Raw genomic sequence first — 26,189 nt, 5'->3', positions numbered from 1 at the left:
AAAACGTCCCCCCTCTTCGTCGATTATCAAGGAAAACATCATGAAAACATGGGCTATCGCTGTATCGGCGCTGATCGTCGCGTGCACACTCACCGGGTGCGCCAGCGACTATGTGATTGCCACAAAAGATGGCAATATGATCCTGACCCAGGGTAAACCGGCAATTGACAAGGAAACTGGCCTCATCAGCTATACCGATGAGCAGGGCAACCAGCGCCAGATCAACGCCGATAACGTCAACCAAATGATTGAACGCTAACCCGTTACGCCTCCCTCCCGGCCAGCCAGCCTGCGCCGGGAGCGCGACCACCCGTGGCGCCCCGCTCCCCTTTCCTACCGGCATACAATCAGGCACCGCACTTGTGCGCGCAGAGAAAAACGTGTTAATGAGTCAATGACAAGCGATAACGTCGATAACGGCGCATTTTTCAGTCTCCATTCTCAACACTAAGGAAAACCGGCTATGCACTATCACCGTATCCCCCACAGTTCTTTGGAAGTGAGCGTACTGGGACTGGGCACCATGACGTTTGGTGAGCAGAACAGCGAAGCCGAGGCCCACCAGCAGCTGGACTATGCCCTCTCCGCCGGGATCAACCTGATTGACACCGCCGAGATGTACCCGGTGCCGCCGCGCCCGGAGACACAGGGCCTGACCGAGAGCTACATCGGCAGCTGGCTGAAGGCGCGCGGCTGCCGTGAGAAGGTGGTGCTGGCCAGCAAGGTCGCCGGGCCGTCACGCGGCAGCGACGCCGCCATCCGCCCGGATCAGGCGCTGGATCGCAAAAACATCCGCAACGCGCTGGACGCCAGCCTGAAGCGCCTGAACACCGACTACCTCGATCTCTACCAGCTGCACTGGCCGCAGCGCCAGACCAACTGCTTCGGCAAGCTGAACTACCGCTATGAAGATGACAAACCGGCGGTGACGCTGCTGGAGACGCTGGAGGCGCTGAATGAGCAGGTGCGCGCGGGCAAGATCCGCTACATCGGTGTCTCCAACGAGACGCCGTGGGGGGTGATGCGCTACCTGCAATTGGCGGAGAAGCATGACCTGCCGCGCATCGTCTCGATCCAAAACCCCTACAGCCTGCTGAACCGCAGCTTTGAGGTGGGTTTGGCGGAGATCAGCCACCACGAGGGCGTGGAGCTGCTGGCCTACTCCAGCCTGGCGTTCGGCACGCTGAGCGGCAAGTACCTGAATGGCGCGAAGCCAGCCGGCGCGCGCAACACACTGTTCAGCCGCTTCACCCGTTACAGCGGTGAGCACACCGAGCAGGCGATCGCCGAGTATGTGGCGCTGGCCAAACACCACGGCCTCGATCCGAGCCAGATGGCGCTGGCCTTCGTGCGCCAGCAGCCGTTCGTCGCCAGCACGTTGCTGGGCGCGACCAACCTGGAGCAGCTGAAGACCAACATCGACAGCCAGGATCTGGTCCTGGACGAGGAGGTGTTGCAGGCGCTGGAGGCGATCCACCGCCGCTTCACCTTCCCGGCTCCCTAAGGCCAAAAAAACAGGGCGGAGAGTCCGCCCTGTTGCACTACCGGGTGGGCGCTCGCCGCGCCTGCCAGATCCATAGCCCGCCAATCGCCACCACAAACACCACGCCAAAACCGATGCCGATACCAATCACCGGTGCGCCCAGCTTCACCACCAGCGAGTAAAGCCCCAGCATCAGCAGCATTGCGCTGTTCTCGCCGAGGTTCTGTACCGCAATCGCGTTGCCCGCGCCGACCGTCAGTTTGCCGCGCACCTGCAACAGCGCGTTGAGCGGCACCACGAAGAAGCCGCCGAGCGTGCCAATCGCCACCAGTACCACGCCCGCCCCCACCAGCTGATGCTGGAGGGCGAACAGCACCACCGCGCCGCCCATCAGCACGCCCGCTGGCAGGCTGCGGCGCACCTTCTCCAGCGTCACCAGCCAGGCCGCCGCCGCCGCGCCAAACACGATGCCAATCGCCACAAAGGCATTGAGCAGCGTCGGCGTGGTGTGGTCGGTGATGCCGAGCGCCACCGGCACCCACAGTACCAGCAGCAGGCGCAGGGTGACGCCCGCTCCCCAGAACAGGCTGGTGCCAATCAGCGAGAAGCGCGCCTCGTTATCCTGCCACAGGGTGCGGGTCGCGCCCGCAAAGGTACGCAGCATCTGCCCAGGGTGCCAGCCGCTGGCCGGGCGCGCCGCTGGCAGGCGCGGGATGAACAGGTTTGCCAGCACTGCCGCGCCATAGGCCGCCGCGCAGGCCCCGACTGCCGCCGTCAGGTGCCAGTCAGAGAGCCAGCCGCCCGCCACCGATCCGAGCAGGATGGCGGCGATGGTGGAGGCCTCCATCAGGCCGTTGGCCTTCACCAGCAGCTCGCCATGGGTTATCTCGCCGAGGATGCCATACTTGGCCGGCGAGTAGGCTGCCGCCCCGACACCCACCAGCGCGTAGCCAGCAAACGGGTTGAGGCCCGCGAGGATCACTGCCGCGCCCGCCAGCTTCAGCAGGTTGGCGATCATCATCGCCCGCCCCTTGGCGAGGCTGTCGGCGAACTGCCCGACAAAGGGCGCGAGCACGATGTAGGCGGCGACAAACACCATCTGCAATATCGGCTGGCTCCAGTCGGGATAGTGCTCGCGGGCGATCAGCGCCAGCGTGGCGAACAGCAGCGCGTTATCGCCAAAGGCGGAGAGGAACTGCGCCGCCATCACCGCCATCATGCCGCGTGACAGCAGGCGATCATTGGCCGGGTTAGTCATGGGAAGCCTCCGGGTGTTCCGCCAGTTGTCGCAGAGCAACAAAGTCAGGTTTGCCGCTGCCGAGCAGCGGCAGCGCTTTCAGGACGCGGATGTCGCGCGGCACCGCCAGCTCTGGCGCGCCGGATTCACGTGCCGCCTGAAGCAGCGCGTCACGGGTCAGGCCAGCGTCGGTGGTGAACAGCACCAGCGCCTCGCCCCTGGCGCTGTCAGGCTTGGCGGCGGCAGCGTGCTGCCCCTCCGGCGAGGCGCGCAGTGCCAGCTGCTCGACGCTCTCCAGCGAAACCATCTCCCCTGCCAGCTTGGCGAAGCGCTTCACCCGGCCAAGGATGGTGCAGTAGCCCTGCTCATCCAGCGTGACGATGTCGCCGGTGTCATACCAGCCCGCCTCCGGCTGCCCCTGCGCATTCTCCGCCACCGGCGGCTCTAGCTGGCCGGGGTGCTCCACCCGCAGGTAGCCCTTCATGATATTCGGCCCCTTCAGTTGCAGCCGACCGCCCTCCGGGATGCCCGCCACCGGCAGCAGGCGCGCCGCCATGCCCGGCAGGATGCGGCCCACGGTGCCGGTTTTGGCGGCCATCGGCACGTTGATGGCGACCACTGGCGCGCACTCGGTGACGCCATAGCCCTCCAGAATGCGAATGCCATACTTCTCCTGCCACACCTGACGGGTGGCCTGAGAGAGCTTCTCCGCCCCGGCCACCACGTAGCGCACGCGCGCGAAGTCATAGGGGTGGGCGAAGCGCGCATAGTTGCCCAGGAAGGTGGAGGTGCCGAACAGCACGGTGCAGTTGCGGTCGTAGACCAGCTCCGGTACTACCCGGTAGTGCAGCGGGCTGGGGTAGAGGAACACCCGGCTACCGGTGAGCAGCGGCGTGAACAGCCCCACGGTCAGGCCGAAGGCGTGGAACAGCGGCAGCGCCGACATAAAGCGGTCACGCGGCGTGAAGTCAGCGACGGTGCGGATCTGCTCGACGTTCGCCAGCAGGCTGCGGTGGCTGTGCACCACCCCCTTGGGGTTGCCCTCGGAGCCAGAGGTAAACAGGATCAGCGCGGCGTCGTCGGGCCGCTGCGGCGTCATCGCCCGGCGCGGGAAGATCAGGTGCTTCAGGATCCAGATCTTGTCCTCGCGGGTGACGGTATCCTTGAGATCTTCCAGGTAGACCCACTCTGCCTCAGGCACCTGCGCTGGCAGCTCGGTCAGCTTGCCCTTCTCGAGGAACTGGCGCGAGGTGACGATAGTGTGGATCTCCGCCGCGCGCATGGCGCTGCGGATGCCATTCGCGCCCGCGGTGTAGTTGAGCATCGCGGGCACCCGGCCACGCAGGATAGCGCCAAAGATCGCCGCGGCGGTGATGGTGGCGTTCGGCAGCAGCAGGCCGACGTGCTCGCCCTCGCGGGTAAAGCGTTGCAGGATGCGGCTGACGCCAAGGGACTTCTTCAGCAGCCCGTGGTAGCTGTCCTCGTGGAAGTTGATGTCCTCGATGCAGGGCTTGAAGCGGCCGTAGCGCGTCTGCGCCGCCAGTAGCGCCTCAAACAGCGTCTGCGGTGCCAGCGTCGCCATGCGCGCTTCCATCATGATCTGGTGCAGGTGCTGGCCAGCCAAAATCCGGCGGTCGCGGGCGCGCGGCGCGTCCGGCATCGGCAGCCGGGTGGCGGGCAGCGCCTCAATGGTGATCTTCGGGAACAGGCGGATCTTGAAGTTGCCGCGCAGGCGGCCAAATGGCGTGAACTCCGCCCCGTCGATGCGCACCGGCACCACGGCCGCACCGGCGCGGGCGGCGATAAAGGCCGCGCCGTCATACACCTTCATCAATGAGCCGGTGATGGTGATGCGCCCCTCGGGGAACACCACCACCGGCCGGCCCGCCTGCACCTCGCGCACCAGCCGCTTGATAGCCATCGGGCTGGTGGGGTCGAGCGGCACCACGTCTACATAGGGCGTAATCAGGCGCATGTACCAGCGATCGGCAATGCGGCTGTAGACGCCAAATACCGGCTTCACCGGCAGGAACAGCGCCAGCAGCGCGCCGTCGAGGAAAGAGACATGGTTTGGCGTGATCAATAGTTTGTCATGCCGGAACAGCGCCGGGTCGGCGTTGACCGAGACTCGGAACAGGATTCGGAGCAATCCCCTCAGCAGTGCATACACAGCCCATCTCCTTATGAGGAAACAGGGCCAGCAAAATGCCAGCCCAAAACAGGCGACAGGATACCGCACCCATCGGTGACTGACGATAAGGCACGGCTGACGCGTGAGTTAAGGATAGCTGTTTAGTGGGAGGTGGATCGCAGGCAAAAAAAAACCTACGCATCCGCGTAGGTTGGTGCAATTGAATAGGGTATCAACATACAGAGTATGCTGATTTCTCACCAATCAATACCTCTGGGACCTCATACTCTAGAGATCCCCCTCTTAAGAAACTACCGCATAATCGAAAGAGTTCTGCTCTAAATGCAACCAACTGTAAATTCGTATCCCCGCATGTAATCAATGGATTAAAAGTGGGTCAGGTGGCGCTGACCTCCACCAGACAGCTCATGGCATTTGGCCCCTGCGTCAGGGAGGAGGTGCCAATGTCGAGCGTCAAAACATTCGGGTTGCCAGCCTGCTCGGTGCCTGACCACGCCGCGCCAAAGCCGGGGTCAAACCATGCCCCGGTCGCCATCACCACCACGCCGCGGGCCAGCCCCTCATTCAGCCGCAAGCCAGCCAGGCAAGCGCCCCGCTCATTGTGCACCCGCACCTGCGCCCCCTCGTGCAGGCCACGCGCGGCGGCATCGGCGGGGTGCATCTGAATCGTCTCTTTGCCCGCGATTTTGTTGCCCTGCGCCTGCGGCGTCTGGTCGAGCTGGCTGTGCAGGCGGTCGGTGGGCTGCACGGTGATCAGGTGCAGCGGCCAGCGATCGGCCGCGCCCAGCCACTCCACCGGCGGCTGCCACTGCGGGTGCGGTGCCATGTCCGGCTGGTCGTGGCGCGCCAGCGTCTCGCTGTAGAGTTCGATGCGGCCGCTCGGCGTCTTCAGCGGATGGCGCGCCGGATCCTGGCGGAAGCGCTCAAAGAAGACGTAGGGGGTGGCGGGTTTCGGCAGTTCGACGTGGCCGCGCTGCCAGAACGTCTCAAAGTCCGGCCACTCGACGCCGGTGCCAACCTGCGCCGCGCCGCACTCGGCATAGATCTGGCGCAGCCAGCCCTGCTCGTCGCGCCCGCCGGTGAAGGCGTCACGGTAGCCGAGCCGCTCCGCCAGCTCGCTGAAGATGTCGAAGTCATTGCGCGCCTGATGCTGCGGCGCAATCGCCTGATGCATGGCGAAGACAAAACGGTCACGCGAGGAGCCGCCGATGTCGTTGCGCTCCAGCGTGGTGGTCACCGGCAGCACGATGTCGGCCATTTTCGCCGCTGGCGTCCACCAGATATCCTGCACAATCACCGTCTCCGGCTTCTGCCAGCCCGCCAGCAGGCGGTTGAGCTGCTGGTGATGGTGGAAGGGGTTGCCACCGGCCCAGTGCACCAGATGGATATCCGGGTAGTGGTGCGTCTCGCCCTGAAAGTGGTAAGGCTCGCCGGGATGGAGCAGCATGTCGGCGATGCGCGCCACTGGGATCGCCAGCCCCGCCGGGTTGCTGCCCACCGCCATCGACGGGCCGGGGGTGTCGTGGCGCGGGTTGCCGACGCTGTTCATCGAGCCGTGGCCGAAGGAGAAGCCGCCGCCCGGCAGCCCGACCTGCCCGAGCATCGCGCTCAGGGCGATCATCATCCAGTAGGGCTGCTCGCCACGGTGGGCGCGCTGCACCGCGTAGGCCCCGGTCATGAAGCTGCGCACGCCAATCAGTTGCTGCGCCAACTGGCGGATGCGCGCCGCCGGAATGCCAGTGATCCCCTCGGCCCACGCCGGGGTTTTCGCCACGCCGTCGCTGTCGCCATTCAGGTAGGCCAGCAGCTGCGGGTAGCCGGTGCAGTGGCTGGCGAGGAAGGCCTCATCCGCTGCGCCGAGGCGGGCGATCTCCTGCCCGAGCGCCAGCATCAGCGCCACATCGGTGTTGGGGCGGATCGGGATCCACTCGGCGTTGAGGAAGGCCGGGCAGTCGTCGCGCGTCGGGCTGATGTTGATCACCGGCGTGCCCTGCGCCGCCAGCCGCTCCAGCCAGGGTTGCAGCGTGTGCTCGCCCGCGCCGCCGGAGGCGACCTGCGCGTTCTTCAGCGCCAGCCCGCCGAAGGCCACCAGCAGCTGGCAGTGCTCCGCCACGCTCTCCCAGGAGGTGACGCGGCCGGTCAGTGGGCTGAAGGTGCCGATCACATAGGGCAGGAAGAATTGTGCCGCCCCCCAGCTGTAGTTGCCGACCTGATCGACCCCGCCGCCGCCGCTGAAGTAGAAGCGGCGCACCAGCGAGCGCGCGTGGTGCAGCCGCCCGGCCGACGACCAGCCGTAGGAGCCGGTGAAGATGCCGGAAGCGCCATACTGCGCCCGCACGCGGCGGTTCTCTTCGGCGATCAGATCGAGGGCGACCTCCCACTCCACCTCCACGAACGGCTCGTGGCCGCGCAAACTGCGGTCGCTGCGCTCACGCTGCAACAGCCAGGAGCGGCGCACCGCTGGCTTGCGGATGCGGGTGTCGGAGTAGACCGCCGCCGGAATGGCATCGAGCATCGGTGAGGGGTGGCGATCGGCGGCGAAGGGTTCGCAGCGCGTCAATACGCCCTCCTCCACCACGGCGGTGTAGGCGCCCCAGTGCGCCAGATGCGGGAAACGTTGTGTCGGCATGGTTCTCTTTACGGCTGGTATTTGGGCTGACGCACAAAGTACCACCCTCACGCCCGCCGCTCCACATTTGCTGCCGCGGGCTTCTACACTTTACCCATACCCCCATCGCGAGGAGTGAACATGGCCGACGCCGCCTGGCACCCGCTGCTCAATCTGCCGCCCTACCCGCCGTCACGCTTTGCGCCGCTGGCCGACCGGCTGGCGCGCCTGCTGGGCACGCGCCATGACGTGCTGCTGTTTCAGGGCGAGGCGATGCTGGCGCTGGAGGCGGTGGCAGTCAGCCTCGCCCGGCCGGGCCAGCATCTGCTGAACGTGGTGAGCAGCCCCTATGGCCTCTACTTCAGCCAGTGGCTGCGGCGCGGCGGCGCGGAGGTGCATGACGCCAAGGCGCGCTCGGGCTACCCGCTCACCCTCAACGCCTTTGATCAGGCGCTGGCGGCGATGCCAAAACTGGATGCGGTGGTGCTGGCGCATGGCGAGTCGGCCAGCGGCATCCTCAACCCGCTGGCGGAGATTGCCGAGCGGGTACGGCGGCGCGGCGCGCTGCTGGTGGTGGATGCGGTGGCCTCATTCGGTGCGCACACGCTGGAGGTGGATGCGCTGGGCATCGACATCGCGGTGATAGGGCCACAGAAGGCGCTCGGCGGCCCGGCGGGCGTCTCGGCACTGAGCGTCAGCCCGCGCGCATGGGCGCAACTGGCGACCCCACCGGCCTGGGCGCAATCCTGCCTCTCGCTGCCGGAATTGAAGCGCCAGTGGCTGGGGCGTGGCCGACAGGCGTTGCCGGGCACCCCCAGCGCGCTCGACTTCTGGGCGCTGGAGTCGGCGCTTGACCGGCTGGATCAGGAGGGGCTGGTGAGCCTGATCAACCGCCACCTGAAGGCGGCGCAGGCCACCCGCGCCGGGCTGCGGGCGCTGGGCATCGTGCCCTGGCAGCCAGAGGATGCCTACGCCTCGGCGCTGTTGACCGCCGCCCCGGTGCCGGAGGGGGTGGACATTGACGCGCTGCTCACCGATGCCGCCGAGCTGGGCGCGGAGATCAGCGCTGGCGTCGGGCCGATCGCCCGCCAGCTGGTGCGGCTCCACCATACTGGCCCGCAGGCCGCCTTCCCGACGGTGCTGGCCAACGTGGCAGCCTATGGCGCGGCGCTGGCGCGCGCGGGCTGCCCGGTGGACATCGCTGCCGCCGCCGCGGTGATCACCCACCACTATCTGCCGCCGCCCAGCCCGGCCCCGACCCTGCACAGTGAACCGACGCTGTAACCGCTGCCATTTCTCCCGACAAATGCCGTGATAAGTCACCCTTTGGCTGGATTGAGGGATAAAACGGCTATTGTCGCGTTTGCAGTGCCGGGATGGGATCTGGCTCGCTTGCAGCCGCCGGGCTTTTCCGCAAAACTGGGGATGTAATCGATTACCCCGCTGTGGATGATCCCGGCGTTCACACTGCATGATGGAATAACTATGGCCACGATTAAGGATGTTGCCAGGCTGGCGGGCGTTTCCGTTGCCACGGTATCACGCGTTATCAACCACTCCCCGAAAGCCAGCGAAAGCTCGCGCCTGAGCGTACTGAGCGCCATGGAGCAGTTGCAGTATCACCCCAACGCCAACGCCCGCGCGCTGGCGCAGCAATCCAGCGAGACCCTCGGTCTGGTGGTCGGCGACGTCTCCGACCCCTTCTTTGGCGCGATGGTCAAGGCGGTGGAACAGGTCGCCTACAACACCGGCAACTTTTTGCTGATTGGCAACGGCTACCACACCATTGAGAAGGAGCGGCAGGCGATTGAGCAGCTGATCCGCCACCGCTGCGGCGCGCTGGTGGTGCACGCCAAGAAGCTGCCGGATGAGGAGCTAGCCGGGCTGATGGCGCAGATCCCCGGCATGGTGCTGATCAACCGCATTCTGCCGGGCTTTGAGGCGCGCTGCGTGGCGCTGGATGACCATCACGGCGGCTGGCTGGCGACGCGTCATTTGATTCAGGCGGGCCACCAGCGCATCGCGGTGATCTGCTCCAACCACCAAATTTCCGACGCCCACGACCGGTTGCAGGGCTATCTGGACGCCCTGAAGGAGCACAATATCCCGGTGGATGACCGCCTGATCGCCTATGGCGAGCCGGATGAGATTGGCGGCGAACGGGCGATGACCGACCTGCTCGGCCACGGCCAGACCTTCACCGCCGTCACCTGCTACAACGACCCGATGGCCGCTGGCGCGCTCTCGGTATTGAGCGACAACAGCATTGAGGTGCCGCAGCAGATGTCGATGATTGGCTTCGATGACGTGCTGATCTCACGCTACCTGCGGCCACGCCTTACCACCATCCGCTACCCGGTGGTGACGATGGCCAATCAGGCCGCCGAACTGGCGCTGGCACTGGCGAACGGCACACCGCTGCCGGAGACCACCCACATGTTCAACCCGACGCTGGTGCGCCGCCACTCGGTGATGGCCCCACCGGTCAGCGCCCTGCGCGGCGTGGTGGCCCCGGCCAGCGACTAATCTTCTCCCAGCGCCCGGTGGTAGATGGTCACCGGCTCGGCGGGGTACTCCATGCCGTCGCCAATCGGCTGCCAGCCGTGGCGCTCGTAGTAGCCGCGGAAGCTGGCGTAGAGGTAGAGGTCGTGGAATCCGGCCTGCCGGGCGGCGGCGATGGCGTGCTGTTGCAGTTGCTCGCCCAGCCCCTGCCCACGGTAGTCCGCGTCCACGTAGAGCGCCGCCAGCCACGGGGTGAGATCCTGCCGACTGAGCAGGTCGCTGCGCCACAGGCCAACGGTGCCCGCCAGCCGCTCGCCGTCACGGGCAATAAAGGTGATGGGCAGGCCATCGCGCCGCAGGCTGTTTTGCACCAGCGCGGCAAAGAAGGGACGGCTCTCGGCGCTGCCGAACGCCTGCCAGAGCCACTCGGTCACCTGTGGCTGGTGGGCCGGGAAGTCGGCCAGCAGATCATAGGTCAGCATGGGTCACACCAGCTTGCCCTGAAAGATCGGCACCGACTCAAACAGGTAGCCGTCAAACTCCGGCGCATCCACGTCAGACAGCTCCATCAGCGTGCTCTTTACGTTCTCCATGTGCTGCCACATCGCTTGGTAGGAGCCCATCACGTCGCGGCGGCGCAGCGCGGCAAGGATCGCCTGATGGTCGGCCAGCCACTTCAGCCGGTAGCCACGGGTGGCGATGTGGCTGTGCAGCTGCTGCCACAGCGGGCTGTTGTCGCGCCGCTGCCAGATGTTTTTCACCGTCTCCAGCAGCATCTGGTTCTGCGTCGCCCCGGCGATCAGCAGGTGGAACAGCTTGTCGTTGTCGCCGCTGGTGTCATTGGCGACAATCGCCCGCTGCTCCTGCTCGAGGGTGCGGCGCAGATTCTCAATGTCGGCCTTGGTCGCCATGGTGGCGGCGAAGGCGGCGATGTTGCTCTCCAGCAGTTGCCGGGCCTGCAACACCTCAAACGGGCCAATCTCATTGAGCAGGTCATCATCCTGCTCCCCCTCGGAGGGGATGCGGATCACATAGACGCCCGAGCCTTGGCGGATGTCCACCGTGCCCTCCAGCTCCAGCATCAGCAGCGCCTCGCGCACGATGGTGCGGCTGACGCCATACTGCTCCGCCATGTTGCGCTCCGGCGGCAGCCGCGAGCCTACCGGAAAGTGGCCCTGTTGGATCTGCTCACGCAGGTCGCGGCCAATCTCCTGATACTGTTTCTTTTCCTGCGCAATGGTGCCTTTTTCCACGCTGTTACCCTGCCACGTCCCAATAATGGCCCGCCGGCGCGGATGACCGGCGGGAACCCAGGCGGCTAGTTTATCAAACCCAGCGCCTGATCGAGCACTTTTGCGCCGTTGAGGGTGCCGTAGGCCACGCTGTCGATGACGCCGATCGGCACCTGGTGCGCGTCCGTGATCGCCTTGTTGGCCGCCAGCTTGAAGCGCACCTGCGGGCCGAGCAGCACCGCCGCCACCTCGCCGGGGTAGCTTTGCAGCTCATCGCGCAGGTTCTGCTCCGGGATGGCGTAGATGTGGAATGCCAGCCCGCGCGCCTCGGCTTCCCGCTCCATTTTGGTGACCACCAGCGAGGTGGACATGCCTGCCGAGCAGGCGAGTACGATTCGTTTCATCAATGGCTCCACTATTTGGGCTGGTCATCCAGCTCGAGGGTCAGGGTGCGCGACTCGCTCAGCGCCGCGAACCAGTAAGAGGATTTTTTGCGCCGCCGCGCCCGCTGCTGCGCCAGATCGATCTCAATCAGCCCGTAGCGGTTCTTGAAGGCGTTCATCGGCGAGACGTTGTCCGTGAAGGCCCACAGCATGTAGCCCTGGCAGTTGGCCCCCTCCTCGCACGCCTTCAGCGTCCAGTAGAGGTGTTCAGCGATAAACTGGATGCGGTAGTCATCCTGAATCTCGCCCTTTTCGCCGCGGTGCTGCGCCTCGTTCTCCACCCCCATGCCGTTTTCGGCAATGAACCACGGGATGTTGCGGTAGTCGCGCTTCAGCCGCAGCGCCATGTCATAGATGATGCGCGGGTAGATCTCCCAGCCGCGTGACGGGTTCATGCGCCGGCCCGGCAGCTCGAAGTGGTCGTAGTAGCAGGCCGGGTGGAACGGCGTCTCCGGGTGCCACGCGTGGCTCGGTGCCTTGACCCGGTGCGGGTAGTAGAGGTTGATGCCCACCTCATCGACGGTGTTGGCGCGGATGGTCGCCAGCTCCGCCTCATCATACTCAAACAGCACCTCATGCTGGCGCAGCAGCGCCAGCAGCTCCGCCGGGTACTCGCCCAGAATCAGCGGATCGAGGAACACCCGGTTGTAGAAGAGATCGTAGAGCGCGGCGGCGCGCACATCGTGGGCTGCCGTCGAGCGCGGGTAGGTCACCTCCGGGTTGAGGATCACGCCAAGGGTGCCGGGCTGGCCGCGGCGGCGGAACAGCTCCACCACCCGCGCGGTCGCCAGCACCTTGTTGTGGTTCCACTGCATCCAGGTGGCGCTGTTCTGCTCATAGGGCCAGCGCAGCGCATCCAGGTAGACGCGGGTCTGCACCACCACCGGCTCGTTGAAGGTGAACCAGCGCCGCACCCGGTGGCCGAAGCGCTCAAACACCTGTTCGGCATAGCGCACGAACAGCTCCACCACCTGCTTGCTGCCCCAACCGCCATACGTCTCCAGCAGCGCCGCTGGCAGCTCATAGTGCTCAAGACAGAGCATCGGTTCGATGCCCGCCGCCTCCAGCTCATCCAGCAGCCGGTGCAGGTAGGCGGCGTACTCCTCGTCCACCGTCGCCGTCTCATAGTCGGTCAAAAAGCGCGACCAGTTGATCGAGGTGCGGTAGTGGCTCAGCCCGCTGGCCTTCATCAGCGCTACATCCTCCGGGTAGCGGTTGATGAAGTCCGTCGCCACCGCCGGGCCGTAGCCCTGATGCCAGACGTGGCGATCTTGTTGGTACCAGGCGTCCAGGTAGGAGTCCTGCCCCGGCTTTTTGCCGCTCCAGCCCTCGGTCTGCCAGGCGGAAGCTGCCGCGCCAAGGATGAATCCGTCAGGGAGTGCCAATGAAACCTTGCTCATGCGTACCTCATACGTTGCGGGCCAGTTGGTCGTTTGCCGTCTCGGCCGCCAGCTGGGCGGCATCCGCCCGGCGCGAGGCCACCTTGACGAACGGCAGGTAGATCATCACCGCCACGCCGATGCACACCAGTTGGGTGATCACCGCGCCCATCGAACCGGCGGTGGAGAGCCAGGCGTTGATCACCGGCGGCGTCGTCCACGGCACCATCACCACCGCGCGGCCAGCAAAGCCGAGGCTGGTGGCGAAGTAGCCGATGGTGCCGGTGATCAGTGGGGTGATGATGAAGGGGATCGCCAGGATCGGGTTGAGCATGATGGGCATCCCGAAGATCACCGGCTCATTGATGTTGAAGAAGCTTGGCCCGAGCGACAGCTTGCCGATCTCCTTCATCTCCTTGCGGCGCGAGGCGATCATTACCGCCAGCAGCAGGCCGATGGTGCAGCCGGAGCCACCGATGCTCATGTAGACGTCCCAGAACGGCATGGTGATGATGTTCGGCACCTCTTTGCCCTGCTCAAAGGCGGTCATGTTGACGGTGATCGCCCCGAGCAGCAGCGGCTCGCGGATCGGCTTCACCATCTGGTTGCCGTGGATGCCGATCACCCAGAACAGCTGGGCGACGAACATCAGGATCAGGATGCCGGGCAGGCTCTGCACCACCGACTCCAGCGGCTGTTGGATCACGCGGTAGACGGCGTCATAGAGGTAGATGCCGGTCACGCGGTGGAAGACAAAGCCAAAGGTGGCGATGATCACCACGGTAATGATGGCCGGGATCAGCGCCGAGAAGGAGGCGGAGACGTTGGGCGGTACGCTCTCTGGCATCTTGATGCGCAGCCCGTTGATGCGCTCCAGCCGGGTGTAGATCTCCACGGAGAGGATGGCGATGAACATGCCGAGGAACAGGCTCTTGGTGTCGGAGAACTGCTTCGCCAGCACATCCTTCACCACCTGCAACTGGTCATTGACCATCAGCTCCAGCGTGGTGGGCGTGACGGCGATAAAGCAGATCACCGCCAGCAAGCCGGGGAACAGCGTGCGGTTGCCGTTGATCTTGCCCAGCTCAATGCCGATCAGGAACACCGCGCCGATGGTGATGAAGCTTAGGGTGGCGTAGTTGATGCTGGTCATGATCGGCTTCAGCACTGCCAGGAAGGAGAAGATCTCAAAGCTCGCCAGCCCGTTTTTCGGGTCCATCACCATGTTGGAGAGCAACACCGAGAAGGCGCCGACGATGATCACCGGCATCAGCGTGATGAAGGCGGCCTTGATGGCCATGATGTAGCGATAGCTGTTGAAGGTATTGGCAAAGCTCCCCAGGGAGTCGATCAGCCGGTCCTTATATGACATACGCACCTCGTTATCGATGATGGCGCACGGGCGCACCCGCCCAAAAGGCAGCGCGGCACCGGGCACCGGAGGAAGAACAACGATAAACGCGTGCGGCTTAATCGCGTTTGGTATGCCAAAGTTAAATGAATGTGACGATTTATCTGTGATCAAACCCACAGAAGCGCGAATTGGAATTCCAATGAGGCATAATTCTGTTATTTGGTATACCACCTCACCCTGTCTGGTAAGCCGCAGCGATCGCGGCGCAACCGGCCGTGATCCCATGCGATCCGGCAGGCAGGTTCCGGGCGACGGCTATGCTAAACTGCGGCGGTATCGATGATTTTCCGGCGCTTTTTTGCCGGTTACCTGAGGATGGTTAACTGATGATCACCATGTTGGATGTCTCACGGCGCGCCGGCGTATCGAAGGCGACGGTCTCCCGCGTCCTGAACGGCACCGGCCAGGTCAAGCAGAGCACGCGTGACGCGGTGTTCCGCGCGATGGAGGAGCTGGGCTACCGGCCTAACTTTTTGGCCCAGTCGCTGGCGACCCGCAGCTCCAACAGCATTGGTCTGGTGCTCTCCAACTTTGATGGCCCCTACTTCGGCAAATTGCTGCGTCAGGCGGCGAAAGATGTGGAGGCCAGCGGCAAGCACCTGATCGTCACCGATGGGCACGACACGCCAGAGGATGAGATTGAGGCGGTGCGGCTGCTGGCAGACCGGCGCTGTGACGCCATCGTGCTCTACACCCGCCACATGTCCGAGGCGCAGATCATGCGGCTGTTTGAGACGCTGCCGATGCCACTGGTGGTGATCAACCGTGATGTGCCACAGGCGCGCGATCGCTGCGTCTTCTTCGAGCAGCAGCAGGCGGCGTTTGAGGCGGTCTCCTACCTGATTGGTCAGGGACACCGCGAGATTGCCTGCATCACCGGGCCACTGGGCACGCCCACCGCCCAGCAGCGGCTGGCGGGCTACCGCGCGGCGCTGGCTGGCCACGGCATTGACTACCATGAGGCGCGGGTGGCAGAGGGGGATAACAAGGTGCCGGGTGGCTATGAGGCGTGCCGCCAGTTGCTGGCCAACGGCGCGCCCTTCAGCGCGCTGTTTTGCAGCAATGATGACATGGTGATTGGCGCGATGCGGGCGCTGAGCGAGGCGGGCCGAACGATGCCGGAGCAGGTGTCGCTGTTTGGCTTTGATGACCAGCCAGCGGCGGCCTTCCTGCAACCGGCGCTCTCCACCGTCTACCTGCCGATTGACGCGATGATGGAGACCGCCATCCGCCAGACGCTGCGGCTGCTGAACCGCCAGCCGGTGGCGGCGCTGGCCCCCTTCACCGGCCAGCTGCGGCTGCGCGGCTCGGTGGCGCGGGGGCCGTTCGCTTAGAGCAGCTCCAACGCCAGCAGCTCCTCAATGGTCTGGCGGCGACGGATCAGGCGCGCTTCGCCACCGTCGAACAGCACTTCCGGCAGCAGCGGGCGGCTGTTGTAGTTAGAGGACATGGAAGCGCCATAAGCCCCGGTGTCATGGAACACCAGATAGTCACCCACCCGCGCCGCGGGCAGGTCGCAGGTCTCCACGCCGCCGCCCGCCTGCTGGGTAAAGACGTCGCCCGACTCGCACAGCGGCCCGGCCACCACCGATGCCACCGGCGGCTCGTGCTGCACGTCACGGCCATCGGCTGGCAGCAGGGAGATGTGGTGGAAACTGCCATACATCGCCGGGCGCATCAGGTCATTGAAGCCCGCGTCCACCAGCACGAAGTGGCGGCTGCCCATCCCCTTCACGGCGCGCACCTGCGCCAGCAACACACCCGACTCCGCCACCAAAAAGCGGCCCGGCTCAATCTCCAGCTTCACCGGGTGGCCGAGGTGCTCGGCGATCTGCCGACGCGCCCGATCCCACAGGCCGAAGTAGTGATCGGTGTCGATCCGCTCGCCGCCGAACTGGTAGGGGATGGAGAGGCCGCCGCCAGCGGAGATCGCCTCGATGTCCTGCCCCAGCTCCACCACCTGCCGCACCATCGCGTCACACACCTGCTCGAGGTGGCTGTAGTCTACGCCGGAGCCAATGTGCATGTGGATGCCCACCAGTTTCAGCTCATGGCGCTGGATCAGCGCCAGCGCCTGCGGCAGATCGGCATACCAGATGCCGTGCTTGCTGTTCTCGCCGCCGGTGTTGGTCTTCTGGCTATGGCCGTGGCCGAAGCCGGGGTTGACGCGCAGCCACACCGGGTGGCCGGGGCGGCGTTCGCCAATCTGCGCCAGCATGTCAGTGGAACCGGCGTTGACCGGGATCGACAGCTCAGTAACGCGCGCCAGCGTCGGCTCGTCCAGCACGTCGGCGGTGAAGACAATCTCCCCCTCCGGCCCCGGCTGGTAGCCAGCGTGCAGGGCGCGTTCGATCTCGCCGAGCGACACCGAATCCACGCGCACGCCCTGCCCGCGCATCAGGCGCAGGATATGGGTGTTGGAGCAGGCTTTCTGCGCGAAACGGATGACGTCGAACTGCCGCAGTTGCTCGATGCGCTGGCGGATGATCTCGGCGTCATAGACCCACACCGGGCAGCCGAAGCGGGCTGGCAGGGTCAGCAGGTTGTCCGCGTTCAGGGCGGTGGAGGCGTCATTCAGGGCAAAAGGCATGGTCAGGCAGTCCATCATCAGGGTTGAGATGGCCCTATCCTAGCGGGCGCGCCGCCGGGGGGAAAATATCTGTTTGCCGGGTGTCTATTCATCTATGATATGGCTTTTCCCGCCGGAGCCGCCGATGCCTGCCCTCTCCCTGCGCCAGATTGAAATTTTCCATGCGGTGATGACCACCGGCAACCTGACCGAGGCCGCCGCGCTGCTGCACACCTCGCAACCCACCGTCAGCCGGGAGCTGGCGCGCTTTGAGCGCAGCGTCGGGCTGGCGCTGTTTGACCGGGTGCGCGGTCGGCTGGTGCCGACGGTACAGGGGCTGCGGCTATTTGAGGAGGTGCAGCGCTCCTACTACGGGCTGGAGCGCATCAGCGCCGCCGCCGAGGGCATTCGCCAGTTCCGCGAGGCGCAGCTCTCCATCGCCTGCCTGCCAGCCTTCAGCCAGTCGCTGCTGCCAGCGGTGTGCAAGCCCTTCAGCGATGCCCACCCCGGCGTCAGCCTGAGCGTGGTGCCGCAGGAGTCACCGTTGCTGGAGGAGTGGCTCTCCGCCCAGCGCCACGATCTCGGCCTGACGGAGACCACCCTGACGCCCGCTGGCACCGAGCGCCTGACGCTGATGACCCAGAATGAGGTGTGCGTGCTGCCAGCCGGGCACCCGCTGCTGGCAAAGGCCAGTCTGGCACCGGCAGATTTTGCCGGGGAGAATTTTATCAGCCTCTCCAGCACCGACAGTTACCGGCAGTTGCTGGATGCGCTGTTTCTGGAGGCGGGAGTGGCGCGGCGCATGGTGCTGGAGACGCACAGCGCCGCGTCTGTCTGCGCGATGGTGCGCGAGGGGGTAGGCATTTCGATTGTTAACCCGCTGACGGCGGTGGACTACGCGGCGGGACAAGGCGGGATTGGCATCCGCCCGTTTGAGGTGGCGGTGCCCTTTACCGTCAGCCTGATCCGGCCGCTGCACCGCCCCTCGTCAGAGGTGGTCGATGCCTTCATGACCTGGCTGCACCGCCATGCGGCGCAGTTCCCGGCCCGGCTGGCGGCGGCGATGGCGCGCCGCTAGCTGGCTTTTCAGGCGGCGACCTTGCGCGCCGCGCGGCGGAAGGTGAACAGGCAGAGCAGGAAGCCGATCAGCGCCAGACCGCCCGCCGCCACCGGCACGCTGGTCAGCCCCAGCCCGCCCGCGATCACCGCGCCGCCCACCCAGGCCCCGATGGCGTTGCCGATGTTGAAGGCGGCGATGTTCAGCGTCGAGACCAGATTCGGCGCGTTCTTGCCGTAGGTCACCACGTTAATCTGCAACGCTGGCACCGCGGCAAAGGCGGCCGCCGACCAGAGGAACAGCGTGATCTCCGCCGAGACCAGATGGTGGCTGGTGACGCTGAACAGCACCGAGAACAGCGCGATCAACAGGAAGGTGGCGGTCAGGCTGACCGGCAGTTTCCAGTCCGCCAGCCGGCCGCCCAGCACGTTACCCACCGTCAGGCCGACGCCCATCAGCAGCAGCGTCCAGCTCACGCCATGCTCCGAGACGCCGGTGATGTCAGTCAGCACCGGCGCGATGTAGGTGAACAGCGCGAACATCGCCGCCGCGAAGCAGACGGTCATCAGCAGCGACAGCCAGATACCCAGCCCGCGCAGCGCGCCCAGCTCCTTACGCAGGTTGGTTGGCTCCTCCTCTTTTACCGCTGGCAGCTTGGTGTAGAGCGCCAGCAGCGACACCACACCAATCACCACCACCGCCCAGAAGGTGGAGCGCCACCCCAGCGCCTGCCCGAGGGCGGTGCCGAGCGGCACGCCCAGCACGTTCGCCAGCGTCAGGCCGGTGAACATCAGCGCCACCGCCGAGGCACGCCGGTTCGGTGCCACCAGATTGGCGGCCACCACCGATCCAATGCCGAAGAACGCGCCGTGGCAGAGGGCGGTGATCACCCGCGCCAGCATCAGGAAGTTGTAGCTGTAGGCCAGCGCGCACAGTAGGTTGCCGATGATGAAGATGCCCATCAGCAGCAGCAGCGTCTGCTTGCGCGGCAGCCGCGCGGTGAGAATCGCCATGATTGGCGCGCCAATCGCCACGCCCAGCGCATAGCCGCTGATCAGCCAGCCGGCCAGCGGGATGCTGACCTGTAAATCGCCCGCCACCTGTGGCAATAGCCCCATGATGACGAACTCGGTGGTGCCGATGGCGAAGGCACTCATCGCCAGCGCCAGAAGAGAAATAGGCATACACGCTCCTGTGTTACCGCCCGTGGCGGCCCTTGCAGAAAGACAAACCCACCCCAGGCTGGTAGACCGGCCGGTATAGGATGGGGAGGATGGGAACCGGCAAGCGGGACGCGGGCCGGCAATATCCCTCTATTTCATAAGGGATTTAATCTTGGGTAATGCCATAGGAATAGCACACCCGGCCGCTACAAGGCCAGCGGCGGCCGGGGCGATCGCACAGTGATCTAACGGGTCAGGGGGTGACCCGCCAGTAGCTCCCCTGCGCGCGCACGTTGTGGCCGAAGCCGCAGTCGCCGCGGGTGGAGAGCGTCACCTGCTGGTCGCTGAACGCCATGCTGATGTCGCAGGCGCTGCCGAAATCGGAGTCCGCCGTCTGCTGGTAGAGTGCGTGGCCGCCCTCAATCGCCGTCACGGTGCTGAACTCGCCCAGATTGGGGCCGTAGTAGAGCGCCATCGGCCCCATGTAGAGGCCGCTGTACTCAATCTGGTAGCGCTGGCCCTGCGGCTTCACCACCAGCGTGTTCCAGGTGCCGTAACCGGCGTACTGCCAGTACTCCCCCGCCGGGCCGCGCGGCGGCGGCAGGGCGTCAAGCTGTGCCTGCATCAGGCCGAGGTTGTAGCGCGACTTGTCATCATCCGGTGCCAGTTGCAGCCAGGCGCGCGCCTTCAGCCACATCCCCTGTCGCAGGTAGGAGAGCGCAATATTGTTGTAGGCGGTGACCGTGGCGTCGCGCGGCTGGCGGCAGAACTCGCTCCAGGCCACCTGGTCGCGGAAGATCTCACGCGCCTTGGCAAAGTCACCCTGTTGGTAGGCCGCCTGTCCGGCGTTGGCATACTGGCCAATCTTGCCGCAGTCGGCCTCCACGTCCGGCTCATCAATCCTGGCGGCGGCATCCAACGCCGGCCACAGCCCGGCCAGCAGCACCACACCGGCAGTCCACCCTGTCGGCAAACCCTTCATCACCTCATCCTCTGTTGCATGGCTGGCCCGCAACCACATGCGGGGGAACGAAAAACATCCTTACAAGTCTATAATTGCCAGTTGGATCACTGACACTCATTCTGCCTTTTGTCTGGCCATGGTTATGATGGCCCCTTTGCTGGAAGTTGGATGCTTTTATGACACATACACCGGGAACACACAGCCAGTGGCGCCAAATCTGGCGTCTGATTGCGCCCTATTGGCGCTCCGAAGAGAAGTGGCGCGCCTGGACGATGCTGGCGACCATTGTGGCGCTCTCGCTCGCCACGGTCTATATCAACGTGCTGCTGAACGAGTGGAACCGCGTGTTCTACGACGCCTTGCAGAACAAAAATTACGCCGTCTTCAAAACGCAGCTGCTGCACTTCACCTGGCTGGCGCTGGCCTTTATCGTCATCTCTATCTACAAAGTCTACCTGACGCAGGGACTACAGATGTACTGGCGGCGCTGGATGACCAAAAAGTACATGGCGAAGTGGATGCGGCACCACGCCTACTACCACACCGAGCGGCAACAGACGGTGGATAACCCCGACCAGCGTATCGCCGAGGATCTTAACGTGCTGGCGAGCGGCACCCTGTCGCTGACGCTCGGGCTGCTGTCGAGCGTGGTGACGCTGGTCTCCTTCGTCTCCATCCTCTGGGCGGTGAGCGGCCCGATCAGCTTTATGCTCGGCTCCCATGACATCACCATCCCCGGCTACATGGTCTGGTTCGCGCTGCTCTATGCGGTGCTCGGCTCGCTGCTGATTGGCTGGATCGGCAAGCCGCTGGTGCGCCTCGGCTTCAATCAGGAGCGCTTTGAGGCGAACTTCCGCTTCGGGCTGATCCGCATCCGCGAGAACAGCGACGCCATCGCGCTCTACCAAGGCGAGGCGCGCGAGCGCGAGCAGCTGGAGGGGCGCTTTGAGACCATCCGCAGCAACTGGTGGTCGATCATGCGCGTCACCAAGTCGCTGAACATCGCCTCCACCTTCTATGGCCAGTTCGCCATTATCTTCCCGTTTCTGGTGGCCGCGCCGCGCTACTTCTCCGGCGCCATCCAGCTCGGGATGCTGATGCAGATCTCCTCCGCCTTCGGGCAGGTGCAGGGGGCGCTCTCCTGGTTCATCGACGCCTTCAACGACCTCGCCACCTGGAAAGCCTGCGTCAACCGTCTGGCTGGCTTCAATGCCGCCGTCGAGGAGATTGAGGCGCAGCCGAACCACATCGCGCACAGCGACTCGCCGCGCCATGCGCTGGTGCTGGACAAGCTGCAACTGACGCTGCCGGATGGCGAGCCGCTCTTCTCACCGGCCAGCGCCACCCTGAACCCCGGCGAGAGCGTGCTGATCGCTGGCCCCTCCGGCTGTGGCAAATCGACCCTGCTGCGCGCCATCGCGGGCGTCTGGCCCTACGGTCAGGGCGGCATCGCGCTCGATCGCCGCCAGCGCACGCTGTTCCTGCCGCAGCGCAGCTACATCCCGATTGGTAGCCTGCGTGAGGCGCTCAGCTACCCGGATGACCCGGCGCGCCACCCGGACAGCGAACTGCTGTCGGTGCTTGAACTCTGCCGCCTCAAACACCTGCAACCGATGCTCGACATGGCGGGCAACTGGGGCCACCGCCTCTCGCCCGGCGAGCAGCAACGGCTGGCCTTCGCCCGCGTGCTACTGGTGAAGCCTGACCTGCTGTTTTTGGATGAGGCCACCAGCGCGCTGGATGATGAGACCGAGCAGCAGATGTACACGCTGATGGTAGAGAAGCTGCCGGAGATGACGCTGGTGAGCGTCGCCCACCGCAACAGCGTGGCGAAGTATCACCAGCACTGCTGGCGCTTTGGTCAGGATGAGCAGCGGCGCGCCATCGTGCTCACCCCCTCCCCGCTGCCCGTCAGCGCCTGACGCACGGCAAAAAAAGGGCGGCCCACTGGCCGCCCTTTTCTTTACTTCCCTGCTAGCCGGTGGCTCCCAGCGCCACCTTGACCTGATTGGCTATCGTCTCCACCTGCGGGCCGTAGATGACGTGCACGTCATGCTCCGTCACCCGCTTCACGCCGTGCGCGCCGGTGGTTTTCAGCTTGTCATCCGCCACCTGCGCCATGTCATTGACCTTCACCCGTAAGCGGGTAAAGCAGCAGTCCACCTGCACGATGTTGCCGACGCCGCCCAGCCCGGAGATGATCACCTGCGCCTTGTCATCGGCAGTGGCCTTGCCCACCGCCGCGGTGGTACCGGTGGCCGGTTGCGGCGAGTTGGTCACTTCGCCCAGCTCCCCTTCGCTCTCACGCCCCGGCGTTTCCACGCTCATCCGCTGGATGATAAAGCGGAACACAAAGTAGTAGAGCGGCGCATAGATCAGACCGAGCAGCAGCGCATACCACCAGTGGGTGCGTGCGCCGCCCAGCACGCCAAAGATCAGGAAGTCGATCGCCCCGCCCTGCACGTTACCGATCATCACCTGCATCAACTGCATCAGCATAAAGGAGAGGCCGGTCAGCAGCGCGTGCACGATGTAGAGGATCGGTGAGACGAAGATAAAGCAGAACTCCAGCGGCTCGGTGATGCCGGTGGTGAACGAGGCCAGACCGCCCGCCAGCATCAGCGCTTTCACCCGCTCCTTGTGCTGCGGGCGGGCGGCGTGGTACATCGCCAGCGCCGCCGCGGGCAGGCCGAACATCATTACCGGGATCTTGCCCTGCGCCAGGAAGCGCGTCGCCTCGCGCGTCACCTCATCGGCCATGGTGCCGGGGTTGGAGAGCGCGGCGTTGAAGATGTTCAGCGCGCCCACAATACTCTGCCCATCTACGGTGGTCATGCCGCCGATGGGGGTGAAGCGCACCGTTTCATTGATGATGTGGTGCAGGCCGGTCGGGATCAGCAGCCGCTCGGAGGTGGCGTAGATAAAGGTGCCGATCACGCCGGTCTTGCCGATCAGCTCGCCGACCCACAGGATCGCCTGCGCCACCGCTGGCCAGATCAGCGCCATCACCACCCCCACCAGCGGCAGCACCAGCACGGTAACGATCGGCACAAAGCGGCGGCCGCCGAAGAAGGCGATCGCCGTTGGCAGCGCGGTGGTGTAGAAGCGGTTATGCAGCAGCATCACAATCAGGCCGGTGATCACCCCGCCCAGCACGCTCATGTTGTAGGTGAAGATGCCGAGGGTGTTGGTGAACTCGGCGGCATACATCATCGCCTCGGTCTCCGGCATCCCCTGCCCGGTGAGGTGCGCGACGCTGGTGGTAGCGGCGGTCAGCCCCTGCGCCTTCAGGCAGAAGTTCACCCCGACGTGCAAACTGATAAAGCCGATACCGGCCGCAAAGGCCGCGGTGGCCTTCTCGGCGTTCGCCAGCCCCATCGCGGTGGCGACGGCAAAGAACAGCGGCAGGTTGGCGAACAGCGCGCCAGATACCGCCCGGATAAAGCCAATCACCAGCTGCGGATAGTGCAGGTTGGCGAAGGCGTTACCGGTAATGGCCGGGTTTTGCAGTGCCGCTGCCAGCCCGAGAAATATCCCGGCGGCGGCGATCACCGAGATTGGCGTCATCAGTGCCTTACCCAAATCATGAATCTTGCTGCCGAGCTTGATCATGTCCCGATCTCCTTGAAGCAGGGTGAAAAATCATCCTTTTGAGTAAAGTCACGAACCGGTGGCTTGTATAGACGCCATCGGTAAGAGTATGAGAGCGGTCACATTTTCACCGACAGGCAACAGCGGGGATTTTCACGGTGGATGGCGGCGATTGGCGGCGCAATCGCCACCGTTCAACCCACGGCGGGCGGCAGGAGAGAAAAGAAAACGGCCCGCAAGGCGGGCCGGGGATTGATTGATTTCGCTGATGTTTTGACGCGTCAGCCCTGCCAGCGGCGGAACAGTACGCTGGCGTTGACGCCGCCAAATCCAAAGCCATTGGAGAGCGCGTACTCCATCGCCATGGGCCGCGCCGTCGGGCCGACCAGATCGACCCCCTCCGCCGCCGGGTCTGGCTGCGTCAGGTTGCGGTTCGGTGGCGCAATCTGGTCACGCAGCGCCAGCAGGGTGAAGATGGCCTCAATGCCGCCGGCCGCGCCCAGCAGGTGGCCGGTGGAAGCCTTGGTGGAGGTGACGGCCAGGCCACTGTTTTCACCAAACAGCGCCTTGATTGCCGCCAGTTCGCCCCGGTCGCCGACCGGCGTGGAGGTGGCGTGGGCATTCAGGTGCTGCACCTGATGCGGTGCCACACCCGCCTGCTTCAGCGCCAGTTCCATCGCACGGCGCGCGCCGCTGCCATCCTCCGGCCCGGCGGTCAGGTGGTAGGCGTCGGCGGTGGTGCCGTAGCCCACCACTTCCGCCAGCGGCGTGGCACCGCGCGCCAGCGCATGTTCCAGCGTCTCGACCACCAGCAGGCCCGCCCCCTCGCCCATCACGAAGCCATCGCGGGCGGTATCAAAGGGGCGCGAGGCGGCTTGCGGCTGGTCGTTGAAGCCGGTGGAGAGCGCCCGCGCCGCGGCAAAGCCACCGAGGCTGACGCGATCGATCGCCGCCTCGCTGCCGCCACACAGCACCACATCGGCTTCATCACTGCGCAGCAGGCGCACCGCGTCGCCAATCGCCTGCACGCCAGCGGCACAGGCAGCCACCGGCGTACCCATCGGGCCTTTCAGGCCAAAGGCCAGCGAGACGTGCCCGGCCGCCATGTTCGCCAAAAAGGCCGGGATGGTGAAGGGGGAGAGACGGCGCGGCCCCTTCTCTGCCGTGGTGGTCACCGCCTGCGCGATGGCCGGGAAGCCACCGATGCCGGAGCCAATCACCGTGGCGGTGCGCTCACGCTGCGCCTCACTCTCCGGCTGCCAGTTGGCCTGCGCCAGTGCCTCACGGGCGGCGGCCAGTGCGAAGGTGATGAAGCGATCCATCTTCTTTTGCTCCTTGGCTGGCACCGCCCGCTCAAGGTCAAAGCCCGCCTCGGGGTCGTGCGCGATGTCCGGCACCTGGCCGCCGATGCGGGTTGGCAGGTCAGCCACCACCGCCGCTGGCAGCTCCGCCACCCCAGAGTCGCCCGCCAGCAGCCGTCGCCAGACCGGCTCAATCCCGCAGCCAAGCGGGGAGACGATGCCCATGCCGGTCACCACGATGCGTTGCTTACTCATTTGCGCTCTCCTGCTGTTCGCTGGCGCGCCGGATGCGCGCGCCCATGTTTTCATCGGCGGCTGGCCCGGCCACCAGTTGGTGGCTCTCCAGGCTGATGGGTTTCTGCTGTTCGAGGTCATAGAGCACCGGCGTAACCACCCGGCCCGTGGCGCGGTCGGCCAGCGTGATGCTCGCCCCCTCGGGCGCAAAGTAGGTGTTGCCCCAGTGCAGCAGGCTGAGCAGCACCGGTGCCAGCCCCTGCCCGGCCTCGGTCAGGTGGTACTCATAACGCGGCGGTCGCTGGCTGTAGGCGCGCTTCTCCAGCAGCCCGTTCTCCACCAGCGTCGCCAGCCGGCGGCTCAGGATATTGGGCGCGATGGCCAGGCTCTTCTGGAACTCATCGAAGCGCCGCAAACCGTGGAAGGCGTCACGCATGATCAGCAGGCTCCACCACTCCCCCACCCGCTCCAAACTGCGCGCAATGGGGCACGCCTCTTCACTCAAGTCTCGTCGTTTCATCACCACCTCACTTGCATAATGAAAGTCACTCTAGCGAGGTCACTAGCATTTTGCAAGTAACAGGATGGGTCGCGATGGGGGGCAGGCAGTGGGGTAAACAGGCAGGAAGCTAAGTGGAGGAGGAAATGGCCCCCGCCCAGCGGGCGGGGGGAGTGCTCAGGGCACTGGGGCAACCGAGATGATTTTGACGTTGTCACCGGCTTTCTGTTTCGCCTGTTCCAGCACTTCCGGGCTTTTGTCCGTCAGCTCATGCTCGCTGACGATCACCAGCTCTTCCGCACTGGCATGGCTGCCATCCTCACGTTCAAATACCACTTTATAACTGGCCATTCTCTCTCCT

22 protein-coding genes are annotated in these 26,189 nt (G+C 65.1%); 7 read left to right on the top strand and 15 right to left on the bottom strand.

The window, feature by feature from the left end:
- Positions 1-40: 40 nt before the first annotated feature.
- Together C1N62_RS03145 and C1N62_RS03140 are read left to right on the top strand one after the other, a co-directional pair.
- Entirely contained in the window at positions 41-259 is a 219-nt protein-coding gene (locus C1N62_RS03145) for a YgdI/YgdR family lipoprotein (RefSeq protein WP_137762258.1), read from the top strand.
- Between the two features lie 204 nt (positions 260-463).
- Positions 464-1,504, top strand: coding sequence for an NADP(H)-dependent aldo-keto reductase (locus C1N62_RS03140; RefSeq protein ID WP_137762257.1), 1,041 nt, complete (start codon positions 464-466; stop codon positions 1,502-1,504).
- A gap of 37 nt (positions 1,505-1,541) precedes the next feature.
- Here the strand turns inward: C1N62_RS03140 and lplT are convergent, their stop codons facing one another.
- The 3 genes from lplT to C1N62_RS03125 form a co-directional block, all read right to left on the bottom strand.
- Positions 1,542-2,741, bottom strand: a complete 1,200-nt coding sequence (gene lplT, locus C1N62_RS03135) for a lysophospholipid transporter LplT (protein ID WP_137762256.1) — start codon at positions 2,739-2,741, stop codon at positions 1,542-1,544.
- On the bottom strand, positions 2,734-4,890 hold the full coding sequence (aas, locus tag C1N62_RS03130) for a bifunctional acyl-ACP--phospholipid O-acyltransferase/long-chain-fatty-acid--ACP ligase (RefSeq protein WP_137762255.1): 2,157 nt from the start codon (positions 4,888-4,890) through the stop codon (positions 2,734-2,736). Before aas ends, lplT begins: the two co-directional genes overlap by 8 nt.
- A 358-nt stretch (positions 4,891-5,248) precedes the next feature.
- On the bottom strand, positions 5,249-7,501 hold the full coding sequence (locus C1N62_RS03125; RefSeq protein ID WP_137762254.1) for a molybdopterin guanine dinucleotide-containing S/N-oxide reductase: 2,253 nt from the start codon (positions 7,499-7,501) through the stop codon (positions 5,249-5,251).
- 120 nt (positions 7,502-7,621) lie between these two features.
- On the opposite strand from C1N62_RS03125, the gene C1N62_RS03120 reads away from it, so the two are divergent.
- Entirely contained in the window at positions 7,622-8,764 is a 1,143-nt protein-coding gene (locus C1N62_RS03120; protein ID WP_137762253.1) for an alanine--glyoxylate aminotransferase family protein, read from the top strand.
- A gap of 201 nt (positions 8,765-8,965) precedes the next feature.
- Positions 8,966-10,006, top strand: a complete 1,041-nt coding sequence (gene galR, locus C1N62_RS03115; RefSeq protein WP_137762252.1) for an HTH-type transcriptional regulator GalR — start codon at positions 8,966-8,968, stop codon at positions 10,004-10,006.
- Here galR and C1N62_RS03110 read toward each other — a convergent pair.
- The 5 genes from C1N62_RS03110 to C1N62_RS03090 form a co-directional block, all read right to left on the bottom strand.
- On the bottom strand, positions 10,003-10,464 hold the full coding sequence (locus C1N62_RS03110; protein WP_137762251.1) for a GNAT family N-acetyltransferase: 462 nt from the start codon (positions 10,462-10,464) through the stop codon (positions 10,003-10,005). The two genes, galR and C1N62_RS03110, sit on opposite strands and share 4 nt — an antisense overlap.
- Positions 10,465-10,467: 3 nt before the next feature.
- Positions 10,468-11,235 carry an FCD domain-containing protein gene (locus C1N62_RS03105; protein WP_137762250.1) on the bottom strand — a complete coding sequence of 256 codons (768 nt, stop codon included), beginning with the start codon at positions 11,233-11,235 and terminating at the stop codon, positions 10,468-10,470.
- Between the two features lie 65 nt (positions 11,236-11,300).
- On the bottom strand, positions 11,301-11,618 hold the full coding sequence (locus tag C1N62_RS03100; protein WP_137762249.1) for a PTS sugar transporter subunit IIB: 318 nt from the start codon (positions 11,616-11,618) through the stop codon (positions 11,301-11,303).
- Between the two features lie 11 nt (positions 11,619-11,629).
- Complete coding sequence (locus C1N62_RS03095; RefSeq protein ID WP_137762248.1) at positions 11,630-13,057, bottom strand: glycoside hydrolase family 1 protein; 1,428 nt, start codon at positions 13,055-13,057, stop codon at positions 11,630-11,632.
- Between the two features lie 7 nt (positions 13,058-13,064).
- Positions 13,065-14,408 (bottom strand): PTS sugar transporter subunit IIC, encoded by a 1,344-nt coding sequence (locus tag C1N62_RS03090; protein WP_137762247.1) that lies wholly within the window; start codon positions 14,406-14,408, stop codon positions 13,065-13,067.
- A gap of 368 nt (positions 14,409-14,776) precedes the next feature.
- On the opposite strand from C1N62_RS03090, the gene C1N62_RS03085 reads away from it, so the two are divergent.
- Positions 14,777-15,784, top strand: a complete 1,008-nt coding sequence (locus C1N62_RS03085) for a LacI family DNA-binding transcriptional regulator (RefSeq protein ID WP_137762246.1) — start codon at positions 14,777-14,779, stop codon at positions 15,782-15,784.
- On the opposite strand, the gene lysA is transcribed toward C1N62_RS03085, so the two are convergent.
- A complete protein-coding gene (gene lysA, locus C1N62_RS03080) occupies positions 15,781-17,040 on the bottom strand; it encodes a diaminopimelate decarboxylase (protein ID WP_137762245.1) in 1,260 nt (419 codons plus the stop codon). The two genes, C1N62_RS03085 and lysA, sit on opposite strands and share 4 nt — an antisense overlap.
- Positions 17,041-17,164: 124 nt before the next feature.
- On the opposite strand from lysA, the gene C1N62_RS03075 reads away from it, so the two are divergent.
- Positions 17,165-18,097, top strand: coding sequence for a LysR family transcriptional regulator (locus C1N62_RS03075; protein WP_137762244.1), 933 nt, complete (start codon positions 17,165-17,167; stop codon positions 18,095-18,097).
- Between the two features lie 8 nt (positions 18,098-18,105).
- Here C1N62_RS03075 and C1N62_RS03070 read toward each other — a convergent pair whose 3' ends face one another.
- Positions 18,106-19,260: an MFS transporter gene (locus C1N62_RS03070; protein ID WP_137762243.1), complete on the bottom strand. Its 1,155-nt coding sequence runs from the start codon at positions 19,258-19,260 to the stop codon at positions 18,106-18,108.
- Positions 19,261-19,492: 232 nt separating this feature from the next.
- Positions 19,493-20,221, bottom strand: a complete 729-nt coding sequence (locus C1N62_RS03065) for a tetratricopeptide repeat protein (RefSeq protein WP_137764886.1) — start codon at positions 20,219-20,221, stop codon at positions 19,493-19,495.
- A 158-nt stretch (positions 20,222-20,379) separates the two neighbouring features.
- On the opposite strand from C1N62_RS03065, the gene C1N62_RS03060 reads away from it, so the two are divergent.
- Positions 20,380-22,125, top strand: a complete 1,746-nt coding sequence (locus tag C1N62_RS03060; protein WP_137762242.1) for an ABC transporter ATP-binding protein/permease — start codon at positions 20,380-20,382, stop codon at positions 22,123-22,125.
- 52 nt (positions 22,126-22,177) lie between these two features.
- Here C1N62_RS03060 and C1N62_RS03055 read toward each other — a convergent pair whose 3' ends face one another.
- From C1N62_RS03055 to C1N62_RS23115, 4 genes are all read right to left on the bottom strand, one after another.
- On the bottom strand, positions 22,178-23,815 hold the full coding sequence (locus C1N62_RS03055) for a PTS transporter subunit EIIC (protein ID WP_137762241.1): 1,638 nt from the start codon (positions 23,813-23,815) through the stop codon (positions 22,178-22,180).
- A gap of 260 nt (positions 23,816-24,075) precedes the next feature.
- Positions 24,076-25,350: a beta-ketoacyl-ACP synthase II gene (gene fabF, locus C1N62_RS03050; RefSeq protein WP_137762240.1), complete on the bottom strand. Its 1,275-nt coding sequence runs from the start codon at positions 25,348-25,350 to the stop codon at positions 24,076-24,078.
- Entirely contained in the window at positions 25,343-25,849 is a 507-nt protein-coding gene (locus tag C1N62_RS03045; RefSeq protein ID WP_137762239.1) for a helix-turn-helix domain-containing protein, read from the bottom strand. The genes fabF and C1N62_RS03045 overlap by 8 nt, the downstream gene beginning before the upstream one ends.
- 156 nt (positions 25,850-26,005) lie before the next feature.
- Complete coding sequence (locus C1N62_RS23115; protein ID WP_168195796.1) at positions 26,006-26,179, bottom strand: hypothetical protein; 174 nt, start codon at positions 26,177-26,179, stop codon at positions 26,006-26,008.
- Between the last annotated feature and the right edge of the window lie 10 nt (positions 26,180-26,189).

The sequence above is a fragment of the Nissabacter sp. SGAir0207 genome, from assembly GCF_005491205.1.
In the GTDB taxonomy this organism is placed as follows: domain Bacteria; phylum Pseudomonadota; class Gammaproteobacteria; order Enterobacterales; family Enterobacteriaceae; genus Chimaeribacter.
The sequence above is the reverse complement of the archived record's forward strand: the minus strand, read 5'-3'. Positions and strand labels throughout refer to the sequence as shown.

What these genes read in the sequence shown, in the direction of transcription:
- C1N62_RS03095 (WP_137762248.1), bottom strand. Translation starts at nt 13,057, where the DNA reads ATGAGCAAGGTTTCATTGGCACTCCCTGACGGATTCATCCTTGGCGCG.
- C1N62_RS03145 (WP_137762258.1), top strand. Translation starts at nt 41, where the DNA reads ATGAAAACATGGGCTATCGCTGTATCGGCGCTGATCGTCGCGTGCACA.
- C1N62_RS03060 (WP_137762242.1), top strand. Translation starts at nt 20,380, where the DNA reads ATGACACATACACCGGGAACACACAGCCAGTGGCGCCAAATCTGGCGT.
- C1N62_RS03090 (WP_137762247.1), bottom strand. Translation starts at nt 14,408, where the DNA reads ATGTCATATAAGGACCGGCTGATCGACTCCCTGGGGAGCTTTGCCAAT.
- C1N62_RS03065 (WP_137764886.1), bottom strand. Translation starts at nt 20,221, where the DNA reads ATGAAGGGTTTGCCGACAGGGTGGACTGCCGGTGTGGTGCTGCTGGCC.
- C1N62_RS03110 (WP_137762251.1), bottom strand. Translation starts at nt 10,464, where the DNA reads ATGCTGACCTATGATCTGCTGGCCGACTTCCCGGCCCACCAGCCACAG.
- C1N62_RS03085 (WP_137762246.1), top strand. Translation starts at nt 14,777, where the DNA reads ATGATCACCATGTTGGATGTCTCACGGCGCGCCGGCGTATCGAAGGCG.
- C1N62_RS03120 (WP_137762253.1), top strand. Translation starts at nt 7,622, where the DNA reads ATGGCCGACGCCGCCTGGCACCCGCTGCTCAATCTGCCGCCCTACCCG.
- lplT (WP_137762256.1), bottom strand. Translation starts at nt 2,741, where the DNA reads ATGACTAACCCGGCCAATGATCGCCTGCTGTCACGCGGCATGATGGCG.
- C1N62_RS03045 (WP_137762239.1), bottom strand. Translation starts at nt 25,849, where the DNA reads ATGAAACGACGAGACTTGAGTGAAGAGGCGTGCCCCATTGCGCGCAGT.
- C1N62_RS03055 (WP_137762241.1), bottom strand. Translation starts at nt 23,815, where the DNA reads ATGATCAAGCTCGGCAGCAAGATTCATGATTTGGGTAAGGCACTGATG.
- C1N62_RS03100 (WP_137762249.1), bottom strand. Translation starts at nt 11,618, where the DNA reads ATGAAACGAATCGTACTCGCCTGCTCGGCAGGCATGTCCACCTCGCTG.
- fabF (WP_137762240.1), bottom strand. Translation starts at nt 25,350, where the DNA reads ATGAGTAAGCAACGCATCGTGGTGACCGGCATGGGCATCGTCTCCCCG.
- lysA (WP_137762245.1), bottom strand. Translation starts at nt 17,040, where the DNA reads ATGCCTTTTGCCCTGAATGACGCCTCCACCGCCCTGAACGCGGACAAC.
- galR (WP_137762252.1), top strand. Translation starts at nt 8,966, where the DNA reads ATGGCCACGATTAAGGATGTTGCCAGGCTGGCGGGCGTTTCCGTTGCC.
- C1N62_RS03140 (WP_137762257.1), top strand. Translation starts at nt 464, where the DNA reads ATGCACTATCACCGTATCCCCCACAGTTCTTTGGAAGTGAGCGTACTG.
- C1N62_RS03075 (WP_137762244.1), top strand. Translation starts at nt 17,165, where the DNA reads ATGCCTGCCCTCTCCCTGCGCCAGATTGAAATTTTCCATGCGGTGATG.
- C1N62_RS03070 (WP_137762243.1), bottom strand. Translation starts at nt 19,260, where the DNA reads ATGCCTATTTCTCTTCTGGCGCTGGCGATGAGTGCCTTCGCCATCGGC.
- C1N62_RS23115 (WP_168195796.1), bottom strand. Translation starts at nt 26,179, where the DNA reads ATGGCCAGTTATAAAGTGGTATTTGAACGTGAGGATGGCAGCCATGCC.
- C1N62_RS03125 (WP_137762254.1), bottom strand. Translation starts at nt 7,501, where the DNA reads ATGCCGACACAACGTTTCCCGCATCTGGCGCACTGGGGCGCCTACACC.